Raw genomic sequence first — 19,613 nt, 5'->3', positions numbered from 1 at the left:
TCGACCGTCGCAGTGTGGTGATCTTGCTGTCGGCGCTGCGTCAACGCGCTGTGAAAATTTCGTCAAGCCGAGTGGTTTTTTGGAGAGCACCTGCATGCGTATTCTGGTCATTGAGGATAACCGCGATATCCTCGCCAACGTGATGGACTACCTGCAGCTCAAGGGCTACACGGTGGATTGTGCGCAGGACGGTGTATCCGGTCTGCATCTGGCGGTCAGTGATCACTATGACCTGATCGTGCTGGATATCATGTTGCCCGGCATGGACGGCTATCAGCTCTGTCAGCGGCTGCGTGATGACGCCGGTCGCGACACGCCGATTATCATGTTGACCGCGCGCGACGCGCTGGACGACCGACTCAAGGGGTTGAAAGTCGGCGCTGATGATTATCTGCTCAAACCCTTTGCACTGTCCGAACTGGTGGCGCGCATCGAAGCCATTCTGCGCCGCAGCAGCGGCGGTGGCCGTCACCGCCTGCAGGTGGGTGATTTGAGCTATGACCTCGATACCCTGCAGGTCAACCGTGCCGGCAAGGCGCTCAAACTCAACCCAGTCGGGCTCAAGCTACTGGAAGTGCTGATGCGCAAAAGCCCGGCGGTGATTCGCCGCAACGTGCTGGAAGAGGCGCTCTGGGGCGACGAGCTGCCCGACAGCGACAGCCTGCGCAGCCATATCCACCAGTTGCGTCAGATCGTCGACAAACCCTTTGAAACGCCGCTGATTCACACCGTGCACGGGGTTGGCTACAGCCTGGCGGAGCCAGCGCAATGATCCGTAAGCAGCCGCTGCGGCGGCGGATCGTAATTGCCTTCACCTTGATGACGTTGGCAGTCAGCGGCGTGTTTTCGCTGGGGATCGTCGCCATTGTGCATTTCGTTGAAGAGCACCTGGTGTCACAAGAGATGAGCGAAGAGCTGGACAGCGTGCTGGAGCAGGATCTGGCGCAAGGCCTGCCGCCCCGCCTTGATGCCAAGACCCGGCTGTATGCCTCGCACATGCCTGGCTACGAAATACCGCAGCCGCTGCGTGACCTCGATGAGGGCTTCAGCGAGCTGGTGGACGACGAATTTGCTGCCTACGTCTACATTCGCCAGATTGGTACTCAGCGGTTTGTGCTGGTGCAAGAACAGGCCGAGTTTGAGGCGCGCGAGAAGGTACTGTTCGCGGTGGTGTTTGCCGGCTTCATGCTCAGTGTCCTGCTCGGTTGCCTGCTGGGCTGGCTAATGGCACAAAAGATTCTCGCCCCGATCATCCGGCTGGCGGGCCAGGTGCGCCATCGGGATCAATTGCTGCTGCTGGCGCCGCCGTTGGCACCGGACTACCCGGATGATGAGGTGGGGCATTTGGCCGAGGCTTTCGATTCGACCCTCAGTCAGCTGCGCCGCTCGCTGGAGCGTGAACGGCTGTTTACCGGAGACGTGAGCCATGAGCTGCGTACGCCGTTGATGATTATTGCTACCTCCACGGAACTGCTGGAGGCAGCGCAGCTGGGTGAGCGTGAGCAGCGGCAGGTTGACCGCATCGCCCGTGCAGCGGAGGAAATGCGCGAGCTGGTCGGCACCTTCCTGCTGTTGGCGCGGGCCAAGGGCCAGCCGGTGAAGATGACCGGCAATGCCTCCCTGCTGTCGGTTGCACAGGAACAGACCGAGCGCTGGCATAGCGCTTTCGCTGAAAAGGGTCTGAGCTTTGAGCTGATCGTCGAGGCAGAGGACGCTGGCCAGTATCATCCGGGGCTGCTGGGGACGGTGATGTCGAATCTGTTGCGCAATGCGCTGCACTACACCGAGCAGGGGCAGGTCCGGTTGCTGCTGGGTGCCGGCTGCTTCCGGGTGGAGGACACCGGGCCCGGGGTGCCGAGGGACCAGCAGAGCGACATTTTCGAACCCTTTGTTCGTGGTAGCCAGGCCCGAGGTGAAGGGCTGGGGCTGGGTTTGTCGCTGGTCAAGCGGATCTGTGCCCATCAGGGCTGGTCGGTAACCATGTACTCTCCGGCAGCGGGGGGCAGCTGTTTTGAGGTGCGGCTGGGGTGAGTCCCGGCTGCGCTCGGTCGGCAAACGCCGGCTGACGTCCTGTTGTCCGGCTCTTTCACGAAATTTTGACATTGCTTTGACGCGACCTTGATGCCTTGGCGCCTAGTCTGGCGGCAACTTCCTCATCAGGATCACCGTCATGTCTGAAGCCAAGCCAATTGAACTCGCGTTCTCCGACAAGTACGACCGGGATCACTCCCAGCAGTATTTCAGTAAGCATCAGAGCGGCCTGTCGCGCCGTCTGTCCAACTGGCGTGACATGCAGCTGGCCCGCCGTGCCCTGAAAGACGCCGGTGAGCCCAACCTGGTGCTGGATCTGCCCTGTGGCGCCGGCCGTTTCTGGCCGCTGCTGGCCGAGGCGCCGAATCGGGTGATTCTCGCTGCCGATAACTCGGCGGACATGATCCAGACCGCGCTGGCTGGCCAGCCAGCGGACGTGGTGGGACGGGTCAAGGCGTTCCAGACCTCTGCCTTTGACATCGATCTGGGCGATAACGCGGTCGACAGCATCTTCTGTATGCGGCTGATTCACCATGTGGCCGATCATGAGCACCGCCTTGCCTTGCTGCGCGAATGTGCCCGGGTCACCCGCGACACCCTGATCATCTCGTTGTGGGTCGACGGCAACTACAAATCGTGGAAACGCAGCCGTCTGGAGGCGCGTCGCGCCAGCCAGGGGCGGGCAGGTCAGAATCAGAACCGCTTTGTGGTCGCGCGTGACGTGATCGAAGCCGAGTTCCGTGAGGCGGGATTCAATGAGCTTAGCCATCACGATTTTCTGCCGGGTTACGCCATGTGGCGGGTCTACGTGCTGCGCAAGGTGGACGCATGAGCGCGGTCATCTCGGCCCAGGGCCGCCTGCCGTCGTTTATTCAGGCGCGTTTTGAGCGCTGGTGGTATATGGATGGCGAGTGGGTTGAGGAGCCCAATCAGCGGCGCGGAGGTCAGAGTGGCGTGAAACTGCTCCCCGCTCAGGGCCGCGGCCAGCCGAGGCTCTACAGCAAACGTCAGGCGGGTCATATTTACCGTAGCTGGCTGCATCCGCTTGGCCGGCCGACCGTGCTGCGGGAAGAGGAGGCCTTGCGCGCCTGCGAGCAGCTCCTGGTACCCGTGCCCAAACTGGTGTTCTGTGCCGCCAGGCGTGAACAGGGGCGTTGGCAGGGGCTGCTGGTAACCGAGGAACTGAGCGGTTATGTCAGTCTGGGGCAGTGGTACGCCGGCACGGCGACAGCAACCCAGCGGCGCGCGGTGTTGCAGCAGCTGGCTGTGGTACTGCGGCGCTTGCATGGCGGTCGACGCCAGCACGGCTGCCTGTACGCCAAGCACATCTATGTTCGGGTAAACGGCGACCATGCCGAGGTCGCCTTGCTGGATCTGGAGAAGAGTCGTCGTCGCCTGCTGCGCAGTCGTGCGGTGCGGCATGATCTCGACCAGCTGCGCCGCCGTCGTGAGGGCATGCCGGAGAGTGACTGGCAATATTTCCTGGGCTGCTATCACAGCCTGCAAGGGCGCACTGGAGACAGCCGCCATGCAGCCTGAGTCGATATCCGAAGCAGCGGATGCGTTGAAGCTGAAGAGTCGCGGCGGGTTCATCCGGGTGTTCAAGGCGACGGGATACTCGCTCGCCGGTCTGCGTGCGGCCTTTACCTTTGAGGCCGCGTTCCGTCAGTTGCTGTTTCTGGCGGTGGTGTTGATTCCGCTGGCGTTCTGGCTGCCGGTCAGTGGTGTGGAGCGTGCCCTGATGGTCGGGGTGGTGCTGCTGGCGCTGATCGTTGAGCTGATCAATTCGGCCATCGAGGCCGTGGTGGATCGTATTTCGCTGGAGCTGCACCCGCTATCCAAGCGCGCCAAAGATCTGGGCAGTGCGGCGCAGATGCTCGCGCTGTTGCTGATCACCAGCGTCTGGAGCCTGATTCTTTTCTCGCCCGCCTGAGCGGGCTTGCCTGTGGAAACTGTTTGATGACCCTGTCTACTGCCTCGGCCAGCCGGCCGGTGGTTGGCCTGCGCGGCCAGCTGTTGTTCATCGTCGGTGCGCTGGCAGCGCTGACTCTGATGTTGACCCTGTTGCGTGGCGCCTTGCTGGTATGGAACTGGGAGCTGGCTGCGGAAGTAACCCGTGGCGACCTGTTGGAGGCCTTTTTCAACGGCCTGCGCTTTGACCTGCGGGTCGTCGTCATCGTCGGCGCGCCGTTGATGCTCACCGTTCTCAGCGCGCGGCTGATGGCCATGCGCACGTTGCAGTGTTTGTGGCTGACGCTGGCGACCCTGCTGTTGTGTCTGCTCGGCACCATCGAGCTGAGTTTCTACCGGGAGTTTCACCAGCGTTTGAACACACTGGTATTTCAGTATCTGCAGGAAGATCCGGCGACCGTACTGAGCATGCTCTGGTATGGCTTCCCGGTGGTACGACTGCTGCTTGGCATGGCTCTGGTCAGCTGGCTGATGTACCGCAGCTACCGCTTGCTGGATCGTCACACCCGCCTGCCGGACAGTGCCGCCAATCGGCAGCATAGTCGGCTGGGGGCGCTGACGGCGCGGGTTTCGGTGCTGTTGCTGTTGCTAATCAGTTCGACCGTGCTGGCGCGCGGCACTTTGCGGCAGGGGCCACCGCTGCGCTGGGGCGATGCTTTCACCACCGAATCGACGTTTACCAATCAGCTTGGCCTGACCCCGGCGCTGACGTTGTATTCAGCGGCCAAGGCGCAGTTTTCCGATCACCGCAACAATGCCTGGCTTGGTTTGATGGATGACAGCAAGGCAACCGAAGTAACCCGTCATCTGCTGCTGACCGCGAACGATCAGCTGATCGATGCCGAGCAGGCGCCGGTCCGCCGGAAGTCCGAGTCCCCGGCTGAGACCGTGCTGCCGGTGCGCAATGTGGTGGTGGTGTTGATGGAGAGTTTTGCCGGCTACTACACCGGTGCGCTGGGTTCGCCGCTGGGGATTACCCCGGAGTTCGACCGGCTGAGTAAAGAGGGTCTGCTGTTTACCCGTTACTTCTCCAACGGCACTCACACTCATCAGGGCATGTTCGCGACCATGGCCTGTTTCCCCAATCTGCCCGGTTTTGAATACCTGATGCAGGAGCCGGAGGGTGGCCATGCGTTTTCAGGTCTGCCGCAGTTGCTGAGCAAGCGTGGTTTCGACGACCTGTATGTCTATAACGGCGACTTTGCCTGGGACAACCAGAAGGGCTTTTTCGGCAAGCAGGGCATGCGCCATTTCATTGGTCGTAACGAGTACGTCAATCCGGTCTTTTCCGATCCGACCTGGGGCGTGTCCGATCAGGACATGTTTGACCGAGCTGTCACTGAACTGAATGCGCTGGATCATACGCGCCCGTTCTACGCACTGCTGCAGACCCTGTCCAACCACACGCCTTACGCGCTGCCAGACCCGCTGCCGGTGGATGCCGTGAGCGGGCAGGGTGTTAACGACGAGCACCTGACCGCCATGCGCTATTCCGACTGGGCGCTGGGCCGGTTCTTCGATCAGGTACGCAACGAGCCCTGGTACAAGGACACCCTGTTCGTGGTGATTGGCGACCATGGCTTTGGTACGCCGCGCCAACTGACCGATCTCGATCTGCTGCGGTTCAACGTGCCCATGCTGCTGATCGCGCCCGGTATCACTGAGCGCTTTGGCCAGCGCAATGACATTGTCGGCACTCAGGTGGATGTCGTGCCGACCATCATGGGGCGCCTCGGCGGCGAGGTGCAGCAGCAGTGCTGGGGCCGCGATCTGCTCGCGTTGCCGACGGAGGACAAGGGGTTTGGTGTGATCAAGCCCTCGGGCGGCGGGCAGACCGTGGGCTTGCTGCAGGGTGACCAACTGGTGGTCCAGCCGCGCGGCGAGCAGCCCCGTGCCTATCGCTATCAGCTCGGCCCGGAGGCCGCTGTGACGCCGCTGCCGCAGGTGCCGACGGAGTTGGATGAGCAGCTCAAGGCCTATGTGCAGACCGCGACCACGGCGCTGCTGGAGAACCGGGTCGGGGTCGAGCTTGCCACCGGCAAGGGCGATTGAGAGAGGGCAGGCAGCCAACCGGGCGGCTGCCCGGTTGTGCCGGTGTTAGCGCGCAAGCAGTGTGGGCAGCCAGGTCACCAGACCGGGCCAGCAGGCCGCAATTGCCAGCATCAGCAACTGAATGACGATAAACGGCAGCACGCCTCGGTAGATGGCCGAGGTTGGCACGCTGGGCGGGGTAACCCCGCGCAGATAGAATAGCGACAGGCCGAAGGGTGGGGTGAGGAATGAGGTCTGCAGGTTCAGCGCGATCATCACCCCGAGCCAGACCGGGTCGATACCCATGCTCAGCAGCACCGGGCCAACAATCGGTACGACCACGAAGGTAATCTCGATAAAGTCGAGGATAAAGCCGAGCAGGAAGATCACCAGCATTACCACCAGCGTGGCGGTGAAGGCTCCGCCCGGCAGCGAGTGGAACAGCTCGTGGATCAGCTCGTCACCGCCGAACCCGCGAAATACCAACGAAAAGATCGATGCGCCAAGCAGGATCATGAACACCATGGCGCTGATCTCGGCGGTAGCCTGAGCCACCTCGCGCAGCTTGCCAATGTTCAACTGGCGCTTGAACAGAGCCAGCAGGCCGGCACCCAGCGCCCCGACTGCGGCGGCCTCGGTCGGCGTGGCAACGCCACCCAGAATCGACCCCAGCACGGCCATGATCAACAGCAACGGTGGCAACAAGCTGCGCAGCAGTTGGGCGATCGATACGGAGCTACGCTCCTCCGGCGTCGGTGCCGGCAGTTTTTCTGGCTGGCGCCAGGCGACAAACGCCAGATACAGCAGATACAGCAGCACCAGCAGGAGCCCCGGCAGCAGTGCGCCGACGAACAGGTCGCTGACGGTCACGGTCTTCGGCGAAAAGATGCCAAGCTTTTGCTGCGCCTGTTGATAGGCATTGGACAATACGTCGCCCAACAGCACCAGAATGATCGACGGCGGAATGATCTGTCCCAGCGTGCCGGTCGCCGCCAACGTGCCGGTGGCCAGTGCCGGGTCATAGCCGCGCCGCAGCATGGTCGGCAGCGCCAGCAGGCCGAGGGTGACCACGGTGGCGCCGACAATGCCGGTGCTGGCGGCGAGCAGCGCCCCGACGATGCAGACCGAGAAGGCCAGGCCGCCGCGCAGCCCGCCGAACAGTCGGGCCATGGCGTCGAGCAGATCCTCGGCGATGCGGGATTTTTCCAGCATGACGCCCATACATACAAACAGCGGCACCGCCATCAGTGTCTGATTGGTCATGGTGCCGTACAGGCGGCTCGGCAGGGCGCCCAGGAAGCTCGGCTCAAACAGGTCAAACAGGATTCCGATACCGGCGAACAGCAGCGAGATACCGCCCAGGGTGAAGGCCACCGGGTAGCCGGCCATCAGTGCCAGGCAGAGGCAGACGAACAGCGCAATCGCCATGAATTCTCCGCCCATTACAGGTGCTCCTCATGGCTGGCCGGCAGATGCCCGGGCTGTACACCGCTCAGGACCGCCAGGGTCTTGAGGAGCTGCGCCACGGCCTGCAGCAGCAGGCTGACGACCAGTAGCAGGATAAAACTCTTGTGCAGATAGACCCACGGCAACCCGCCGGCATCGGCGGAGCGCTCCTGCCGCTGCCACGACATGCTTACATAGTCCCAGCAGTTCCACGCCAGAAACAGGCACATTGGCAGCAGAAACAGCAGGCTGCCGGTCAGGTCAACCAACGCTTTGCCACGGTTTTGCAGTCGGCGGAAGAAAATGTCGACGCGAACATGGGCATCCCGCTGCAATGCCCAGGCTGCAGCGCCGAGAAACACCAGCGAGTGGGCGTAGAGGACGACTTCCTGGGTTGCCGTTGCGCCAATGTTGAAACCGTAGCGCAGCAGCACCACGGCGCAGGTCAGCAGCACCATTAGTAACGTCAGCCAGGAAACGGCGCGGCCGAGCAGGCTGGTTGCACGGTCGATGGCGCAGGCCAGCGTCAGGCCCGCGGAGGTAAGGCGTTGGAACATGTGGCAGCAGTCCGTCAGGGCCGCCGGGTGACCGCCTTGATCAGGACGGGATTACCCGGGTACGGCCGCGGTCGTCGATCGCGACAAAGACGAAGGTGGCTTCGGTCACCTTGCGGCTCTCGTCATGGGCCAGGTCTTCGCTCCAGACCTCGACCAGAATCTTGATCGAGCTGCGGCCGATGTCCAGTACTTCGCCGTGAAACGCCAGCTGGGCGCCAACTGGCACCGGGACCATGAAGCCCATGCGGTCGATGGCGACAGTGGCAACACGACCGCGGGCGATGCGGGCGGCGATGCTGGTGCCGGCGGTGTCCATCTGGGCAACCAGCCAGCCACCGTAGATGTCGCCAAAGCTGTTGCAGTCTCGCGGCAGGGCGGTGATCTTGAGCGCAAGCTCGCCCTGTGGCACGGGATCGGTATCTAATTCGTGCATTGGTAGACTCGGTAGTGGTCTATTGTATTTGTTGTGCCGGGCCGTGGCCGAACGCGGACCTAGCGGAAAGCCGCCTATGTTAAGGGATTGGCGGCAGCCTCTCAATCTTTGTATGACGGCTTTGCGCCGCCGGTCTCGTTCGTTCTGTGGGGGTTCACGCAATTGTCATAATTCGTGAATAGAGTTGTCACAAGCCGCTCTGATACTGAGTCGCGTGTTGCAAACACTACCTCAACAGGAGAATGACATGAAACTCAAGCGCTTGTTCGCTGCTGTGACCTTCGCTGCCGCCGGCGTCGCCGCCAGCTCCAGCTTTGCCGCCGTTGACCAGACTCTGGAAGACTACCAGCGTGTTGGCGGTGTATCCGGCAACCTGTCCAGCGTCGGCTCCGACACTCTGGCCAACATGATGACGCTGTGGGCTGAAGAGTTTAAGCGCATGTACCCCAACGTCAACATCCAGATCCAGGCTGCAGGCTCTTCCACTGCGCCGCCGGCTCTGACCGAGGGTACCTCCAACCTGGCTCCGATGAGCCGCATGATGAAAGACAGTGAAATCCAGGCATTCGAAGAGCGCTATGGCTACAAGCCGACCGCTGTGCCGGTTGCTATCGACGCCCTGGCTGTCTTCGCGCACAAGGACAACCCGATCGAAGGCCTGACCATGGCTCAGGTTGACGGTATTTTCTCTGCTACCCGTCTGTGTGGTGGCGAGGATCTGGACACCTGGGGCAAGCTGGGTCTGACTGGCGCCTGGGCTGACCGCGACATTCAGCTGTACGGCCGTAACTCGGTATCCGGTACCTACGGTTACTTCAAAGAGCACGCGCTGTGCAAAGGCGACTTCCGCAGCGGCGTTAACGAGCAGCCGGGCTCTGCTTCCGTTGTTCAGTCGGTCAGTCAGTCGCTGAATGCGGTTGGTTACTCCGGTCTGGGCTACAAGACTTCCAGCGTTCGCGCTATCCCGCTGGCAGCAGAAGAAGGCCAGCCGTTCATCGAAGCTAACGAAGAAAACGCCATCGCCGGTACTTACCCGCTGTCGCGTTTCCTCTACGTTTACGTGAACAAGGCGCCGAATGGCGAGCTGGCTCCGCTGGAGCGTGAGTTCGTCAAGATGATGCTGTCCAAGCAGGGTCAGGAAGTGGTCTTCAAAGACGGTTATGTGCCGCTGCCCAAGCGTGCAGTGGACAACGTCCATCAGGAACTGGGCTTCTAAGTTCGCAGCTGTCGGGCACGGATGCCTGAGCTTGGAGGGGTGTGTCGATGACACGCCCCTTTTTGCCGTCACCAGGCTGTAATGAATTCGTCATATTGACCCTGTAGGGTGTGCGCCATGACTACGCAATCCCCATCCAAGACGTCCCGCGTCGATTTTGATACCCCAGCGATGCAGCGCCACCGAGCCATGCGTCACTTCAAGGACCACTTTACCCGCTGGTACGTTGCGGTCGGTGGACTTGGCGTCATTGTCGCTGTCCTGCTGATTTTCCTCTATCTGCTGTTCGAGGTATTGCCGCTGTTTGGCGGTGCCGAGATCGAGGAGCGCGAGCGTTACAGCGCAAGTTGGGTGCAGCCCGATGATCCGCCGCTGATGCTGGCGATGGAAGAACAGGGCGAAGTGGCGATTCGCGTGGCCCGGAGCGGTCAGGTGAGCTTCTTCAACACCCATGACGGCAAGCCGGTACTGGAACAGCAGCTACCGATTCCGGCCGATGCGAAGATCACCAGCTTCAGCGTCGAAACCCCCAATTCCCGTCGCTTTGTCGTGGGCCTGAGCAATGGTCAAGTGCTGATTGCCCAGCACAACTACAAGGTGACTTACCCGAACGATGTGCGCCTGATCACGCCGAGCCTGATGTTCCCCTACGGTCAGGAGCCGATCACCCTGGATCCGCAGGGGCGCGCCCTGGATCAGGTGGCCATGAGTGCCGACAGCAATGGCCTGACGCTGGCTGGCAGCATCGGCCGTGAGTTGACGGCGATCAGCGTTAGCGTCAAACGCAACATGATCACCGGCGAAGAGACCCGTAGCGAAGCGCGGCTGGCGTTGAATCCGGCCGAAGGCGTGGTCAAGCAGTTGCTGATTGATCCGCTGCGCCAGTGGATGTACGTGGTTAATGGCGAGCAACACATTGATGTCCTGGCGCTGCGTCACAAGGGTGAGCTGAACGGCCGCTACAAGGTGGTCGAAGGTACTGGCAAGTCGGTCACCTCGGTTAACCTGATGCTCGGTGGCATCTCGTTGATCGTCGGTGACAGCAGCGGTGATCTGAAGCAGTGGTTCATGGTCCGCGGCAATGGCAATCCTCAGCTGACCGAGATACGTGACTTTGATCAGCAGCAGGGCGAAGCCATTGCGCTGATCCAGCCTGAAGAGCGCCGCAAGGTCTTTCTTACTATTGATGCTGCCGGCCAGCTGGGTGTCTATAACTCAACGGCACACAACAATCTGCTGATCGAACCGCTTGGCGACGACAAGGTGCAGGCCTTCGCCATTGGCCCGCGCGCCGACCACTTGCTGGTTGAACATGACAGTGGCGAAATGAGCTTCTGGGACGTGCACAACGAACATCCGGAGATTTCCTGGAGTTCGTTGTGGGGCAAGGTCTGGTACGAAAGCTACCCGGAACCGGACTATGTCTGGCAGTCGACCTCGGCGACCTCCGAGTTCGAACCCAAGCTGAGCCTTGCGCCGTTGACCTTCGGTACCTTGAAGGCGGCCTTCTACGCGATGCTGCTGGCCACTCCGCTGGCGATTGCCGCTGCGGTCTACACCGCCTACTTCATGGCACCGGCGTTGCGCCGCAAGGTTAAGCCGATCATCGAACTGATGGAGGCACTGCCGACCGTTATTCTCGGTTTTCTCGCCGGTCTCTGGCTGGCGCCGATGCTGGAAGACAATCTTCCGGGTATCTTCTCGCTGCTGATTCTGACGCCGATTGTATTTATCGCCTTCGCCTATGGCTGGAGCCGCCTGCCGGCGCGCATCCGTCTGCTGGTGCCCGAGGGCTGGGAAGCGGTGCTGCTGATCCCGGTCATTATTTTGCTGGGCTGGGTCTGCTTCGCCATGAGCGTGTATGTCGAGGCTTGGTTCTTCGGTGGCGACATGCGCGTGTTCCTGACCCGCGACATGGGCATCAACTTCGACCAGCGCAACTCGCTGGTGGTTGGGTTGGCCATGGGCTTTGCGGTGATACCGACCATCTTCTCGATTGCCGAGGACGCCGTGTTCAGCGTGCCGCGTCACCTGACCCAGGGTTCGCTGGCGCTTGGCGCCACACCCTGGCAGACCTTGAGCCGGGTGGTCATTCTGACCGCCAGTCCGGGCATCTTCTCGGCGGTGATGATCGGTCTGGGTCGCGCTGTAGGCGAAACCATGATCGTGCTGATGGCAACCGGCAACACACCGATCATGGACTGGAACATCTTCGAAGGCATGCGCACGCTGTCGGCCAACATTGCGGTCGAGATGCCGGAATCGGAAGTGGGCAGTACGCACTATCGGGTGCTGTTCCTGGCCGCGCTGGTGCTGCTCAGCTTTACCTTCCTGATGAACACGGCGGCGGAGCTGATTCGTCAGCGCCTGCGCAAGAAATACGCCTCTCTCTGACCACAGGACTCTAGACAGTGAAACAAGGCAACTTCACAACCTGGTTCAAATCGGGCAGCCCCTGGGTCTGGATGAATGCAGGCGCGGTCGCCATCGCGGTGATCATGACCCTGGGTCTGCTGATGCTGATCGCGGTGCGCGGCCTGAGCCACTTCTGGCCGGCTGATGTCATCGAGGCGGAGTACACCATTCCGGGCCAGCCGACCATTACCCTGATCGGCGAAGTCACTACCCGCGAGCAGGTGCCGACCGAGCGTTTGCACGGTGCAGGCCTGCCGGTGGATCCGGAAAAGACCGAGTTTATGGATCGCGAACTGCTTAAAGTGGGTAACCGTGATCTGTATGGTGCGGACTTCCGCTGGATTGTCGCCGATTGGCTGGAAAACGAACGCCATCCTGAGGATATCGTCGTTATCGAGCGCCGCGAATGGGGCAACTTCTACGGCTATCTGCAACAGGTCAAGCAGGACGGTAAGGTGATCGCCGAAGGCGACCAGGCCTGGACCGCGCTGCAGCAGGCGGTAGACCGCGCATTGGGGATCTACGATGAAATTCACGCCCTGGAAACCGGTGCCATCGGCAAGATCAACAACGAGTTGGAACGCATTCGTCTGCGCGAGCGTGGCTTCGAACTCGACAACGCGTTGACCGAACAGCGCAAGGCCGAGCTGGAAGCCGAGCGCAAGGTGCAGCATGACCTGTACGCCGAGCTGGAGGGGCAGCTGGTCGGGCTCTACAAGGAATTCAACCGCGACAGCATTCACGTCAAGGCGATGGACGGTCGTGAGCTCGATATCAGCCTCGGCAAGGTTGTGCGCGTGTTCCAGCCCAATGCCATGGGCCCGATGCAGAAGGTGGGTCACTACTTCAGCAAGCTGTGGGAGTTTGTCAGCGACGAGCCCCGTGAGGCCAACACCGAGGGTGGTGTGTTCCCGGCGATCTTCGGTACCGTGATGATGGTGCTGCTGATGTCGATCATCGTCACTCCGTTTGGCGTGCTGGCTGCGGTCTATCTGCGCGAATACGCCAAGCAGGGCGCGGTGACCCGGATTATCCGCATCGCGGTGAACAACCTCGCCGGTGTCCCGTCCATCGTTTATGGTGTGTTCGGCCTCGGTTTCTTCATCTATCTGCTCGGCGGCAATATCGACCAGCTGTTCTTCCCCGAAGCGCTGCCGGCGCCAACCCTGGGTACCGGCGGTCTGTTGTGGGCCTCGTTGACCCTGGCGCTGCTGACCGTGCCGGTGGTGATCGTTGCCACCGAGGAAGGTCTGACCCGCATTCCGCGTTCGCTGCGCGAAGGCTCGCTGGCGCTGGGTGCGACCAAGTCGGAAACCCTGTGGAAGGTGATTCTGCCGATGTCCAGCCCGGCCATGATGACCGGTCTGATTCTCGCCGTGGCCCGCGCCGCGGGTGAGGTCGCACCGCTGATGCTGGTGGGTGTGGTCAAGCTGGCACCGACCTTGCCGCTGAATGCCAACTACCCGTATCTGCACCTGGACCAGAAGTTCATGCACTTGGGCTTCCATATCTATGACGTCGGCTTCCAGAGCCCCAACGTCGAAGCAGCGCGACCGCTGGTATATGCCACTGCGCTGTTGCTGGTGGGCGTCATTGCCGCGCTCAACTTTGCTGCGGTATCCATTCGCAACCACCTGCGCGAAAAGTACAAGGCGCTGGAAAACTGATCACTCTTTCTAGGCGGACGCAAGATTATGTCTAACACTACCAAGACCCATGCTATGGATATGAGCGCGCTGGGCCGCTCTCAGCAGGAGCTGAACATGGACAATGAGTCCATTGCCCTGGAAGTGCCGGGCCTCTCCCTGTTCTATGACACCAAGCAGGCCCTGCATAACGTCAGCATGCGGATTCCGCGTAACCGGGTAACCGCGTTCATTGGTCCGAGCGGCTGCGGCAAGTCGACTCTGCTGCGTTGCTTCAACCGGATGAATGATCTGGTCGATAGCTGCCGCGTTGACGGTGAGATCCTGCTTGATGGCAAGGATATCTACGGCAAGGACGTCAACGTGACCGAGCTGCGTCGTCGCGTTGGCATGGTGTTTCAGAAGCCGAACCCGTTCCCCAAATCGATCTACGAAAACGTCGCCTACGGCCTGCGCATTCAGGGTGTAAACAACAAGCGCACGTTGGACGAAGTGGTTGAGTGGGCACTCAAGGGGGCGGCCCTGTGGGATGAGGTCAAGGACCGTCTGAACGAGTCGGCTCTGGGCATGTCCGGGGGGCAGCAGCAGCGCTTGTGCATTGCCCGCACGATCGCCGTGGAGCCTGAAGTGCTGCTGCTCGACGAGCCGGCCTCGGCACTCGACCCGATCTCCACCCTGAAGATCGAAGAGCTGATCAACGAGCTGAAGTCCAAGTTCACCATCGTTATCGTTACCCACAACATGCAGCAGGCAGCGCGGGTTTCTGACTACACTGCCTTCATGTACATGGGCGAATTGATCGAGTTCGGTGACACCAACACGTTGTTCACCAATCCGTCGAAGAAACAGACGGAAGACTACATTACCGGTCGGTACGGCTAACCCAGGGAGACATGCACCATGCCGTCAGATAAAGAAGCGTTTAATCAGCATATTTCCCAGCAGTTCAACGATGAACTCGAGGAGATCCGTACCCATTTGCTGGAAATGGGTGGCCTGGTCGAGAAACAGATCAACGACGCCATCGTTGCGCTGGTGGAGGGGGATGCCAAGCTGGCCCAGCAGGTCCGCGAGAAGGACGACACCATCAACCAGATGGAGCTGGATATCGACCAGGATTGCCTGCGCATTCTGGCCCGGCGCCAGCCGGCAGCCAGCGACCTACGCCTGGTGGTCAGCATCAGCAAGATCATCGTCGATCTTGAGCGCATCGGTGACGAATCGTCGAAGATTGCCCGTCGTGCGCTGGATCTGGTGGATGAAGGCCAGGCTCCGCGTGGCTATGTTGAGTGTCGCCATATCGGCCACCACGTACGTCGCATGGTGCAGGAGTCGCTGGATGCCTTTGCCCGAATGGACACCGAGCAGGCGTTTGCCGTTGCCCGCGAGGACAAGGCGGTTGACCAGGAATACAAGACCGCGATGCGTGAGATGGTGACCTTTATGATGGAAGATCCGCGTTCCATCGGCCGGGTTCTGAACATCCTCTGGGTCCTGCGCTCGCTGGAGCGGGTCGGCGACCACGCGCGCAACATCGCCGAGCACGTCATCTATCTGGTCAAGGGCACCGATGTCCGTCATATCGGCCTGAAGCGGATGGAAGCCGAGGTGAAAAAGGACGTGGCTGACGAGTGAGCTGGTGCCTGAGGCAACAAAAAACCCGCCTGATGGCGGGTTTTTTGTTGGAATTTTGTTATTACTGGCTGAGCACCCATTCGGCCAGAATACGGGCTTCCTCGTCGGTCACCTGGTTGGCAGGCATCGGAATCGGCCCCCAGAGGCCAGAGATACCGTTCTTGATATGGCCGGCGACAGTTTCCACTGCGCCCTCCTGCCCGGCATACTTGGCGGCGACATCCTTGTAGGCAGGTCCGACCACCTTGGTATCGATCTGGTGGCAGGCGACGCAGGCCTTGGTCTTGTACAGGGTTTCGCCATCGGTGGCGAACAGGGAGCCGGAGCTGAGCAGCGCGGCTGCACCCAGGGCAGTGATCATCAGACGTTTCATCAGGTGTTCCTCACGGGCTGTAAGTTGCAGGTGACCCTGCTTGTCTCTTGTTAGAGCGTATCGCTACTTTGCTAAAAATGGACGTTGATGCCGGCTTTGACAAGTGCTCATTTGTCGCAGAGTACGTGGACTAAAGTCGCTATTTTGAGTATGTTGCGGGACATTATCGCATTTTGTATCTTGCGCAGCCCGCTTCCGAAGATTGATAAAAGAAGGCGGGCCCCAGAGGCTAACGCCTGCACCCACAAAAACCTGAGAAATTCGGAGATACCATGGAGATCAAGTCTTACAGCATGAACTGGCATTACCCCACCGCCGTGCGCGTGGGTGCAGGGCGTATCAGCGAATTGCCGAAAGCCTGCCGCCAGTTGGGCATGACTTCTCCGCTGTTGGTGACTGACCCGGGCCTGGCAGCATTGCCGATGGTTGAGGCGGCGCTGCAGCTGTGTCGCGATGCGGGCCTGCAAGCAGGTCTGTTCAGCGCCATCAAGGGCAACCCCACTGGTGGCAACGTAGCCGATGGCGTAACTGCCCTCAAGGCCGGCAACCACGACGGGGTCATCGCCTTTGGCGGCGGTTCCGCAATTGACGCAGCCAAAGCGATTGCGCTGATTGCCCATCAGGACTGCAGCCTGTGGGAAGCGGGCCCCGGTTCGATCGATGCGAGCAAGATGCTGCCGGTGGTCGCGGTACCAACCACGGCTGGTACCGGCTCGGAAGTGGGTCAGGCGGTGGTCATCACCGACGACGAAAGCCACGTCAAGCGGGTTATCTTCCATCAGAAAATGGTCCCCGCCATCGTGCTGCTGGACCCCGAGCTGACCGTCGGTCTGCCCGCCAAGCTGACCGCTGCTACCGGTATGGACGCGTTGGCGCACAACCTGGAGGCCTTCTGCGCTCCGGTTTATCACCCGATGGCTGAAGGTATCGCGCTGGAAGGCATGCGCCTGGTCAAGGACTTCCTGCCACGTGCGACCAAACAGGGTGACGACATCCAGGCTCGTTTGCAGATGCAGGTTGCTTCCAGCATGGGTGCGGTAGCTTTCCAGCGCGGTCTGGGTGGTATTCACGCTGTCTCACACAGCCTGGGCGCGGTCTATGACGCTCACCACGGCCTGCTGAACGCGATTGTCATGCCTTACATGCTGCAGGCCAACCGTCCGGTTATCGAAGAGGAAATGGCGCGGGCTGCCCGCTATCTGGGTCTGCAGAAGCAGAACTACGATGGCATGCTGGACTGGGTGTTGGAGCTGCGTGCCGAGCTGGGTATCCCGCATACCCTGGCCGAGATCAACATTGACGATGCCAAGGCTGAAACCATTGGTGCCATGTCCGCCAAGGATGTTGCCGGCAGCACCAACCCTCAGCGCTACAACGCCGAGCAATACCAGGCGATCTTCCTCAAGGCCGTGCGCGGCGAGTTGTGATCGTGCTGTGCTGAGCAAAGCCGGGCTTGTGCCCGGCTTTTTTCTCTGCGGGGCCCGGGGGCAGCCAGCGGTGGTGGTGAGTGGCGCAGGGGCGTCCTGCGAACGCCGCACCGGCACTTTGCGCAATACGAAGTGCAGCTTTTTCCTCAGTCTGCGTTAAGCTAGACGCAGAGCTTCAGGAAAATTCACTATGTCGAAAGTATCGGTCCTGGTCGTTGATGATGCGCCTTTCATCCGCGACTTGGTCAAGAAAGCACTGCGTAGCTACTTTCCCGGACTGCAGATTGAGGAGGCGACCAACGGTCGTAAGGCCCAGCAGATGCTCGGGCGTACGCGTTTCGATCTCATTCTGTGTGATTGGGAAATGCCGGAGATGAGCGGCCTTGAGCTACTGCAGTGGTTCCGTGCGCAGCCCGAGGGAGCTGGTGTGCCATTCGTCATGGTGACCAGCCGTGGTGACAAGGCCAACGTTGTGGAGGCCATCCAGGCCGGCGTCAGTGACTACGTCGGCAAGCCGTTCAGCAACGAGCAGTTGATCACCAAGGTCAAGAAAGCGCTGCACCGAGCCGGCAAGTTGGCGCAGTTGCAGGTCGGCGGTGCGCCGCGCCCGAGCGCCGGTACTGCTGTCGGTTCGGTCGCCAATCTGACAGCCGGGCGCCCTGCGGAAGCCTCTGCCCGCCCGGCGCCCGCGCCGGTCAGTTCGCCATTGCTCAATTCTGCCCGCCCGGCTGAACCGCCGGCTCCGCCAGCAGCCTCGACCGGCAGCGCACAATCGGTACGTGGTCAGGGTCAGCTGCGGCTGGCGGGCGAGCAGTTTGCCTGTGTAATCAAGACGCTTAGTCTGCGCGATGCGCTGATCGTGGTGCGTCGTGGCGAGCGGCTGCCGCAGGTATTCGAAAGCGGCGTGCTGGATCTGGAGCAGGACGCCGATCGCTCGGTCGCGCGTATCAACGGCTACGTCCATGCCGTAGCGGCACTGGAAGCGAAAGTGGACTGCGAGTGGATCAAGGTAACGATCAAGTTTGTCGATCAGGACCCGGAGAAGCTTGATTACCTGTCCCGTCTGATTGCTTCCGGTACCGCCCAATCACACTATTCGCCAAGCGCCTGAGCGCTTCAGGCTGCGCGGTTGGGCGGAAAGTGGCAGCTGAAGGTACTGCCGCGTTCGGGCACGCTGGTAATCTGCAGACGGCCCTGGTGGCGCAGCAGCACATGCTTGACGATCGCCAGGCCCAGGCCGGTGCCGCCGGTAGTGCTGGCGCGGCTGGTGTCGACCCGGTAGAAGCGCTCGGTAAGTCGGTTGATGTGCTGCGGTGCGATACCGACGCCGTTGTCGATCACGCTCAAGTGCTGACCCTTGTCATCGCTCCACCAGTGCAGGGTTACCTCGCCCTGATCCGGGGTGTACTTCACGGCATTGAAGGCCAGATTGGAGAAGGCACTGCGTAGTTCGCCTTCGATCCCGTGCAACCGGGTGTTGCCTTCAATTTTCAGCGTGATGTGATGACCGCGCTCGCCGGAGAGCGCTTCGGCGTCCTTGCGGATATGCTCCAGCAGCGGACGCACATCGACCAGCTCCTCTTCACTGGGGTTGTCCGACGTTTCCAGCCGTGCCAGCAACAACAGGTCCTGCAGCAGGGCCTGCATTCGGCTGGCCTGCTGCTGCATCTGCTGCAGCGGACGTTTCCAGCGCGGGTTGAGCTCGTCGTCCATATCGAGCAGCGTCTCCAGGTAGCCAACCACCACCGTCAGCGGTGTTCGCAGCTCATGGGAGACATTGGCGACGAAGTCCTTGCGCATCTGCTCCAGGTTGTGCACCCGGGTAACGTCGCGCACGACCATCAGCCGGTCACCGGGTCCGTAGCGGGTAATGGCGTATTGCAGCTGGACGTTGAGGTCGATCGGCGCCGGGATTTCCAGCGGGTCGCGGAAGTCACCGCGCTCGAAGTACTCGATGAAGCGCGGATCGCGGATCAGGTTGGCAACATGCTGGCCGCTGTCGTCCGGGGTGCGCAGACCAAGCAGGCGCTCGGCAGCGTGGTTCCACCACTCCAGGTGGCCTTCGCTGTCGATCATCACCACGGCGTCGCGCAGGGCGGAGGTGGAGCTTTGAATGCGGTCGATCACTGCCTGCAGGCGAGAGCGCATTTTGCTGTCGCGGCGCTGCAGGTGATAAATGCTGTCGAAAATCTCGCCCCAGACGCCACGGGCTTCCGGCGGCGGTTCGTTGGGGTGGGTACTGAGCCAGTCGTAGAAGCGCGACATGTGGCGCAGGGTCCAGGCCAGATAACAGCCGAGGCCGATCACCAGCACCCAGGCAGTCTGCTCCAGAACCCAGCCCAGCAGCAGGCAGAAAAGCACCAGCAGCAGGACATGGCCGAGTACTCGGCTGAAGCTATTCTTGGCCACTGAAGGTCCTCTTCAAAACGACG

18 protein-coding genes are annotated in these 19,613 nt (G+C 61.1%); 13 read left to right on the top strand and 5 right to left on the bottom strand.

Going from position 1 to position 19,613, the window contains the following annotated elements:
* Positions 1-94: 94 nt before the first annotated feature.
* The 6 genes from C1949_RS01155 to C1949_RS01130 all read left to right on the top strand — a co-directional run bounded on the left by C1949_RS01155 (position 95) and on the right by C1949_RS01130 (position 6,054).
* Positions 95-772, top strand: coding sequence for a response regulator transcription factor (locus C1949_RS01155; protein WP_104736632.1), 678 nt, complete (start codon positions 95-97; stop codon positions 770-772).
* Complete coding sequence (locus C1949_RS01150) at positions 769-2,031, top strand: sensor histidine kinase (protein ID WP_104736631.1); 1,263 nt, start codon at positions 769-771, stop codon at positions 2,029-2,031. Before C1949_RS01155 ends, C1949_RS01150 begins: the two co-directional genes overlap by 4 nt.
* A gap of 139 nt (positions 2,032-2,170) precedes the next feature.
* Entirely contained in the window at positions 2,171-2,863 is a 693-nt protein-coding gene (locus C1949_RS01145) for a class I SAM-dependent methyltransferase (protein ID WP_104736630.1), read from the top strand.
* The gene (locus C1949_RS01140; RefSeq protein WP_104736629.1) at positions 2,860-3,570 is read left to right on the top strand and encodes a lipopolysaccharide kinase InaA family protein; all 711 of its coding nucleotides are present in this window, start codon (positions 2,860-2,862) and stop codon (positions 3,568-3,570) included. Before C1949_RS01145 ends, C1949_RS01140 begins: the two co-directional genes overlap by 4 nt.
* Positions 3,560-3,964, top strand: a complete 405-nt coding sequence (locus C1949_RS01135) for a diacylglycerol kinase (protein ID WP_104736628.1) — start codon at positions 3,560-3,562, stop codon at positions 3,962-3,964. Before C1949_RS01140 ends, C1949_RS01135 begins: the two co-directional genes overlap by 11 nt.
* Positions 3,965-3,990: 26 nt before the next feature.
* On the top strand, positions 3,991-6,054 hold the full coding sequence (locus C1949_RS01130; RefSeq protein ID WP_104736627.1) for an LTA synthase family protein: 2,064 nt from the start codon (positions 3,991-3,993) through the stop codon (positions 6,052-6,054).
* A gap of 45 nt (positions 6,055-6,099) precedes the next feature.
* Here the strand turns inward: C1949_RS01130 and C1949_RS01125 are convergent, their stop codons facing one another.
* Genes C1949_RS01125 through C1949_RS01115 form a run of 3 tightly spaced genes read right to left on the bottom strand, consistent with a single transcriptional unit; the run spans position 6,100 to position 8,469 of the window.
* Positions 6,100-7,476, bottom strand: a complete 1,377-nt coding sequence (locus C1949_RS01125) for a TRAP transporter large permease (RefSeq protein ID WP_104736626.1) — start codon at positions 7,474-7,476, stop codon at positions 6,100-6,102.
* Positions 7,476-8,036: a TRAP transporter small permease subunit gene (locus C1949_RS01120; protein WP_104736625.1), complete on the bottom strand. Its 561-nt coding sequence runs from the start codon at positions 8,034-8,036 to the stop codon at positions 7,476-7,478. The genes C1949_RS01125 and C1949_RS01120 overlap by 1 nt, the downstream gene beginning before the upstream one ends.
* 40 nt (positions 8,037-8,076) lie before the next feature.
* A complete protein-coding gene (locus C1949_RS01115) occupies positions 8,077-8,469 on the bottom strand; it encodes an acyl-CoA thioesterase (protein ID WP_088275800.1) in 393 nt (130 codons plus the stop codon).
* Positions 8,470-8,716: 247 nt separating this feature from the next.
* Between C1949_RS01115 and C1949_RS01110 the strand changes: the two genes are divergently transcribed.
* The 5 genes from C1949_RS01110 (at position 8,717) to phoU (ending at position 15,381) form a co-directional block, all read left to right on the top strand.
* Positions 8,717-9,685, top strand: a complete 969-nt coding sequence (locus C1949_RS01110) for a PstS family phosphate ABC transporter substrate-binding protein (RefSeq protein ID WP_104736624.1) — start codon at positions 8,717-8,719, stop codon at positions 9,683-9,685.
* A gap of 117 nt (positions 9,686-9,802) precedes the next feature.
* Entirely contained in the window at positions 9,803-12,079 is a 2,277-nt protein-coding gene (locus C1949_RS01105; RefSeq protein WP_104736623.1) for an ABC transporter permease subunit, read from the top strand.
* 71 nt (positions 12,080-12,150) lie between these two features.
* The gene (pstA, locus tag C1949_RS01100) at positions 12,151-13,767 is read left to right on the top strand and encodes a phosphate ABC transporter permease PstA (protein ID WP_104736829.1); all 1,617 of its coding nucleotides are present in this window, start codon (positions 12,151-12,153) and stop codon (positions 13,765-13,767) included.
* Positions 13,768-13,794: 27 nt separating this feature from the next.
* Positions 13,795-14,628: a phosphate ABC transporter ATP-binding protein PstB gene (gene pstB / locus C1949_RS01095; RefSeq protein WP_104736622.1), complete on the top strand. Its 834-nt coding sequence runs from the start codon at positions 13,795-13,797 to the stop codon at positions 14,626-14,628.
* Positions 14,629-14,646: 18 nt separating this feature from the next.
* Complete coding sequence (gene phoU, locus C1949_RS01090; RefSeq protein WP_104736621.1) at positions 14,647-15,381, top strand: phosphate signaling complex protein PhoU; 735 nt, start codon at positions 14,647-14,649, stop codon at positions 15,379-15,381.
* Between the two features lie 61 nt (positions 15,382-15,442).
* Here the strand turns inward: phoU and C1949_RS01085 are convergent, their stop codons facing one another.
* Positions 15,443-15,742: a c-type cytochrome gene (locus C1949_RS01085; RefSeq protein ID WP_373289784.1), complete on the bottom strand. Its 300-nt coding sequence runs from the start codon at positions 15,740-15,742 to the stop codon at positions 15,443-15,445.
* Between the two features lie 284 nt (positions 15,743-16,026).
* On the opposite strand from C1949_RS01085, the gene C1949_RS01080 reads away from it, so the two are divergent.
* Both C1949_RS01080 and C1949_RS01075 read left to right on the top strand, forming a co-directional pair.
* Positions 16,027-17,181, top strand: a complete 1,155-nt coding sequence (locus tag C1949_RS01080; RefSeq protein ID WP_104736619.1) for an iron-containing alcohol dehydrogenase — start codon at positions 16,027-16,029, stop codon at positions 17,179-17,181.
* Positions 17,182-17,371: 190 nt separating this feature from the next.
* Positions 17,372-18,292 (top strand): response regulator, encoded by a 921-nt coding sequence (locus C1949_RS01075; protein ID WP_104736618.1) that lies wholly within the window; start codon positions 17,372-17,374, stop codon positions 18,290-18,292.
* 5 nt (positions 18,293-18,297) lie between these two features.
* Here C1949_RS01075 and phoR read toward each other — a convergent pair whose 3' ends face one another.
* Entirely contained in the window at positions 18,298-19,590 is a 1,293-nt protein-coding gene (gene phoR, locus C1949_RS01070; RefSeq protein ID WP_104736617.1) for a phosphate regulon sensor histidine kinase PhoR, read from the bottom strand.
* Positions 19,591-19,613 lie beyond the last annotated feature (23 nt).

Source organism: Halopseudomonas oceani (assembly GCF_002903165.1).
Classification (GTDB): domain Bacteria; phylum Pseudomonadota; class Gammaproteobacteria; order Pseudomonadales; family Pseudomonadaceae; genus Halopseudomonas; species Halopseudomonas oceani.
This window is presented reverse-complemented; position numbering and strand designations above follow the sequence as displayed.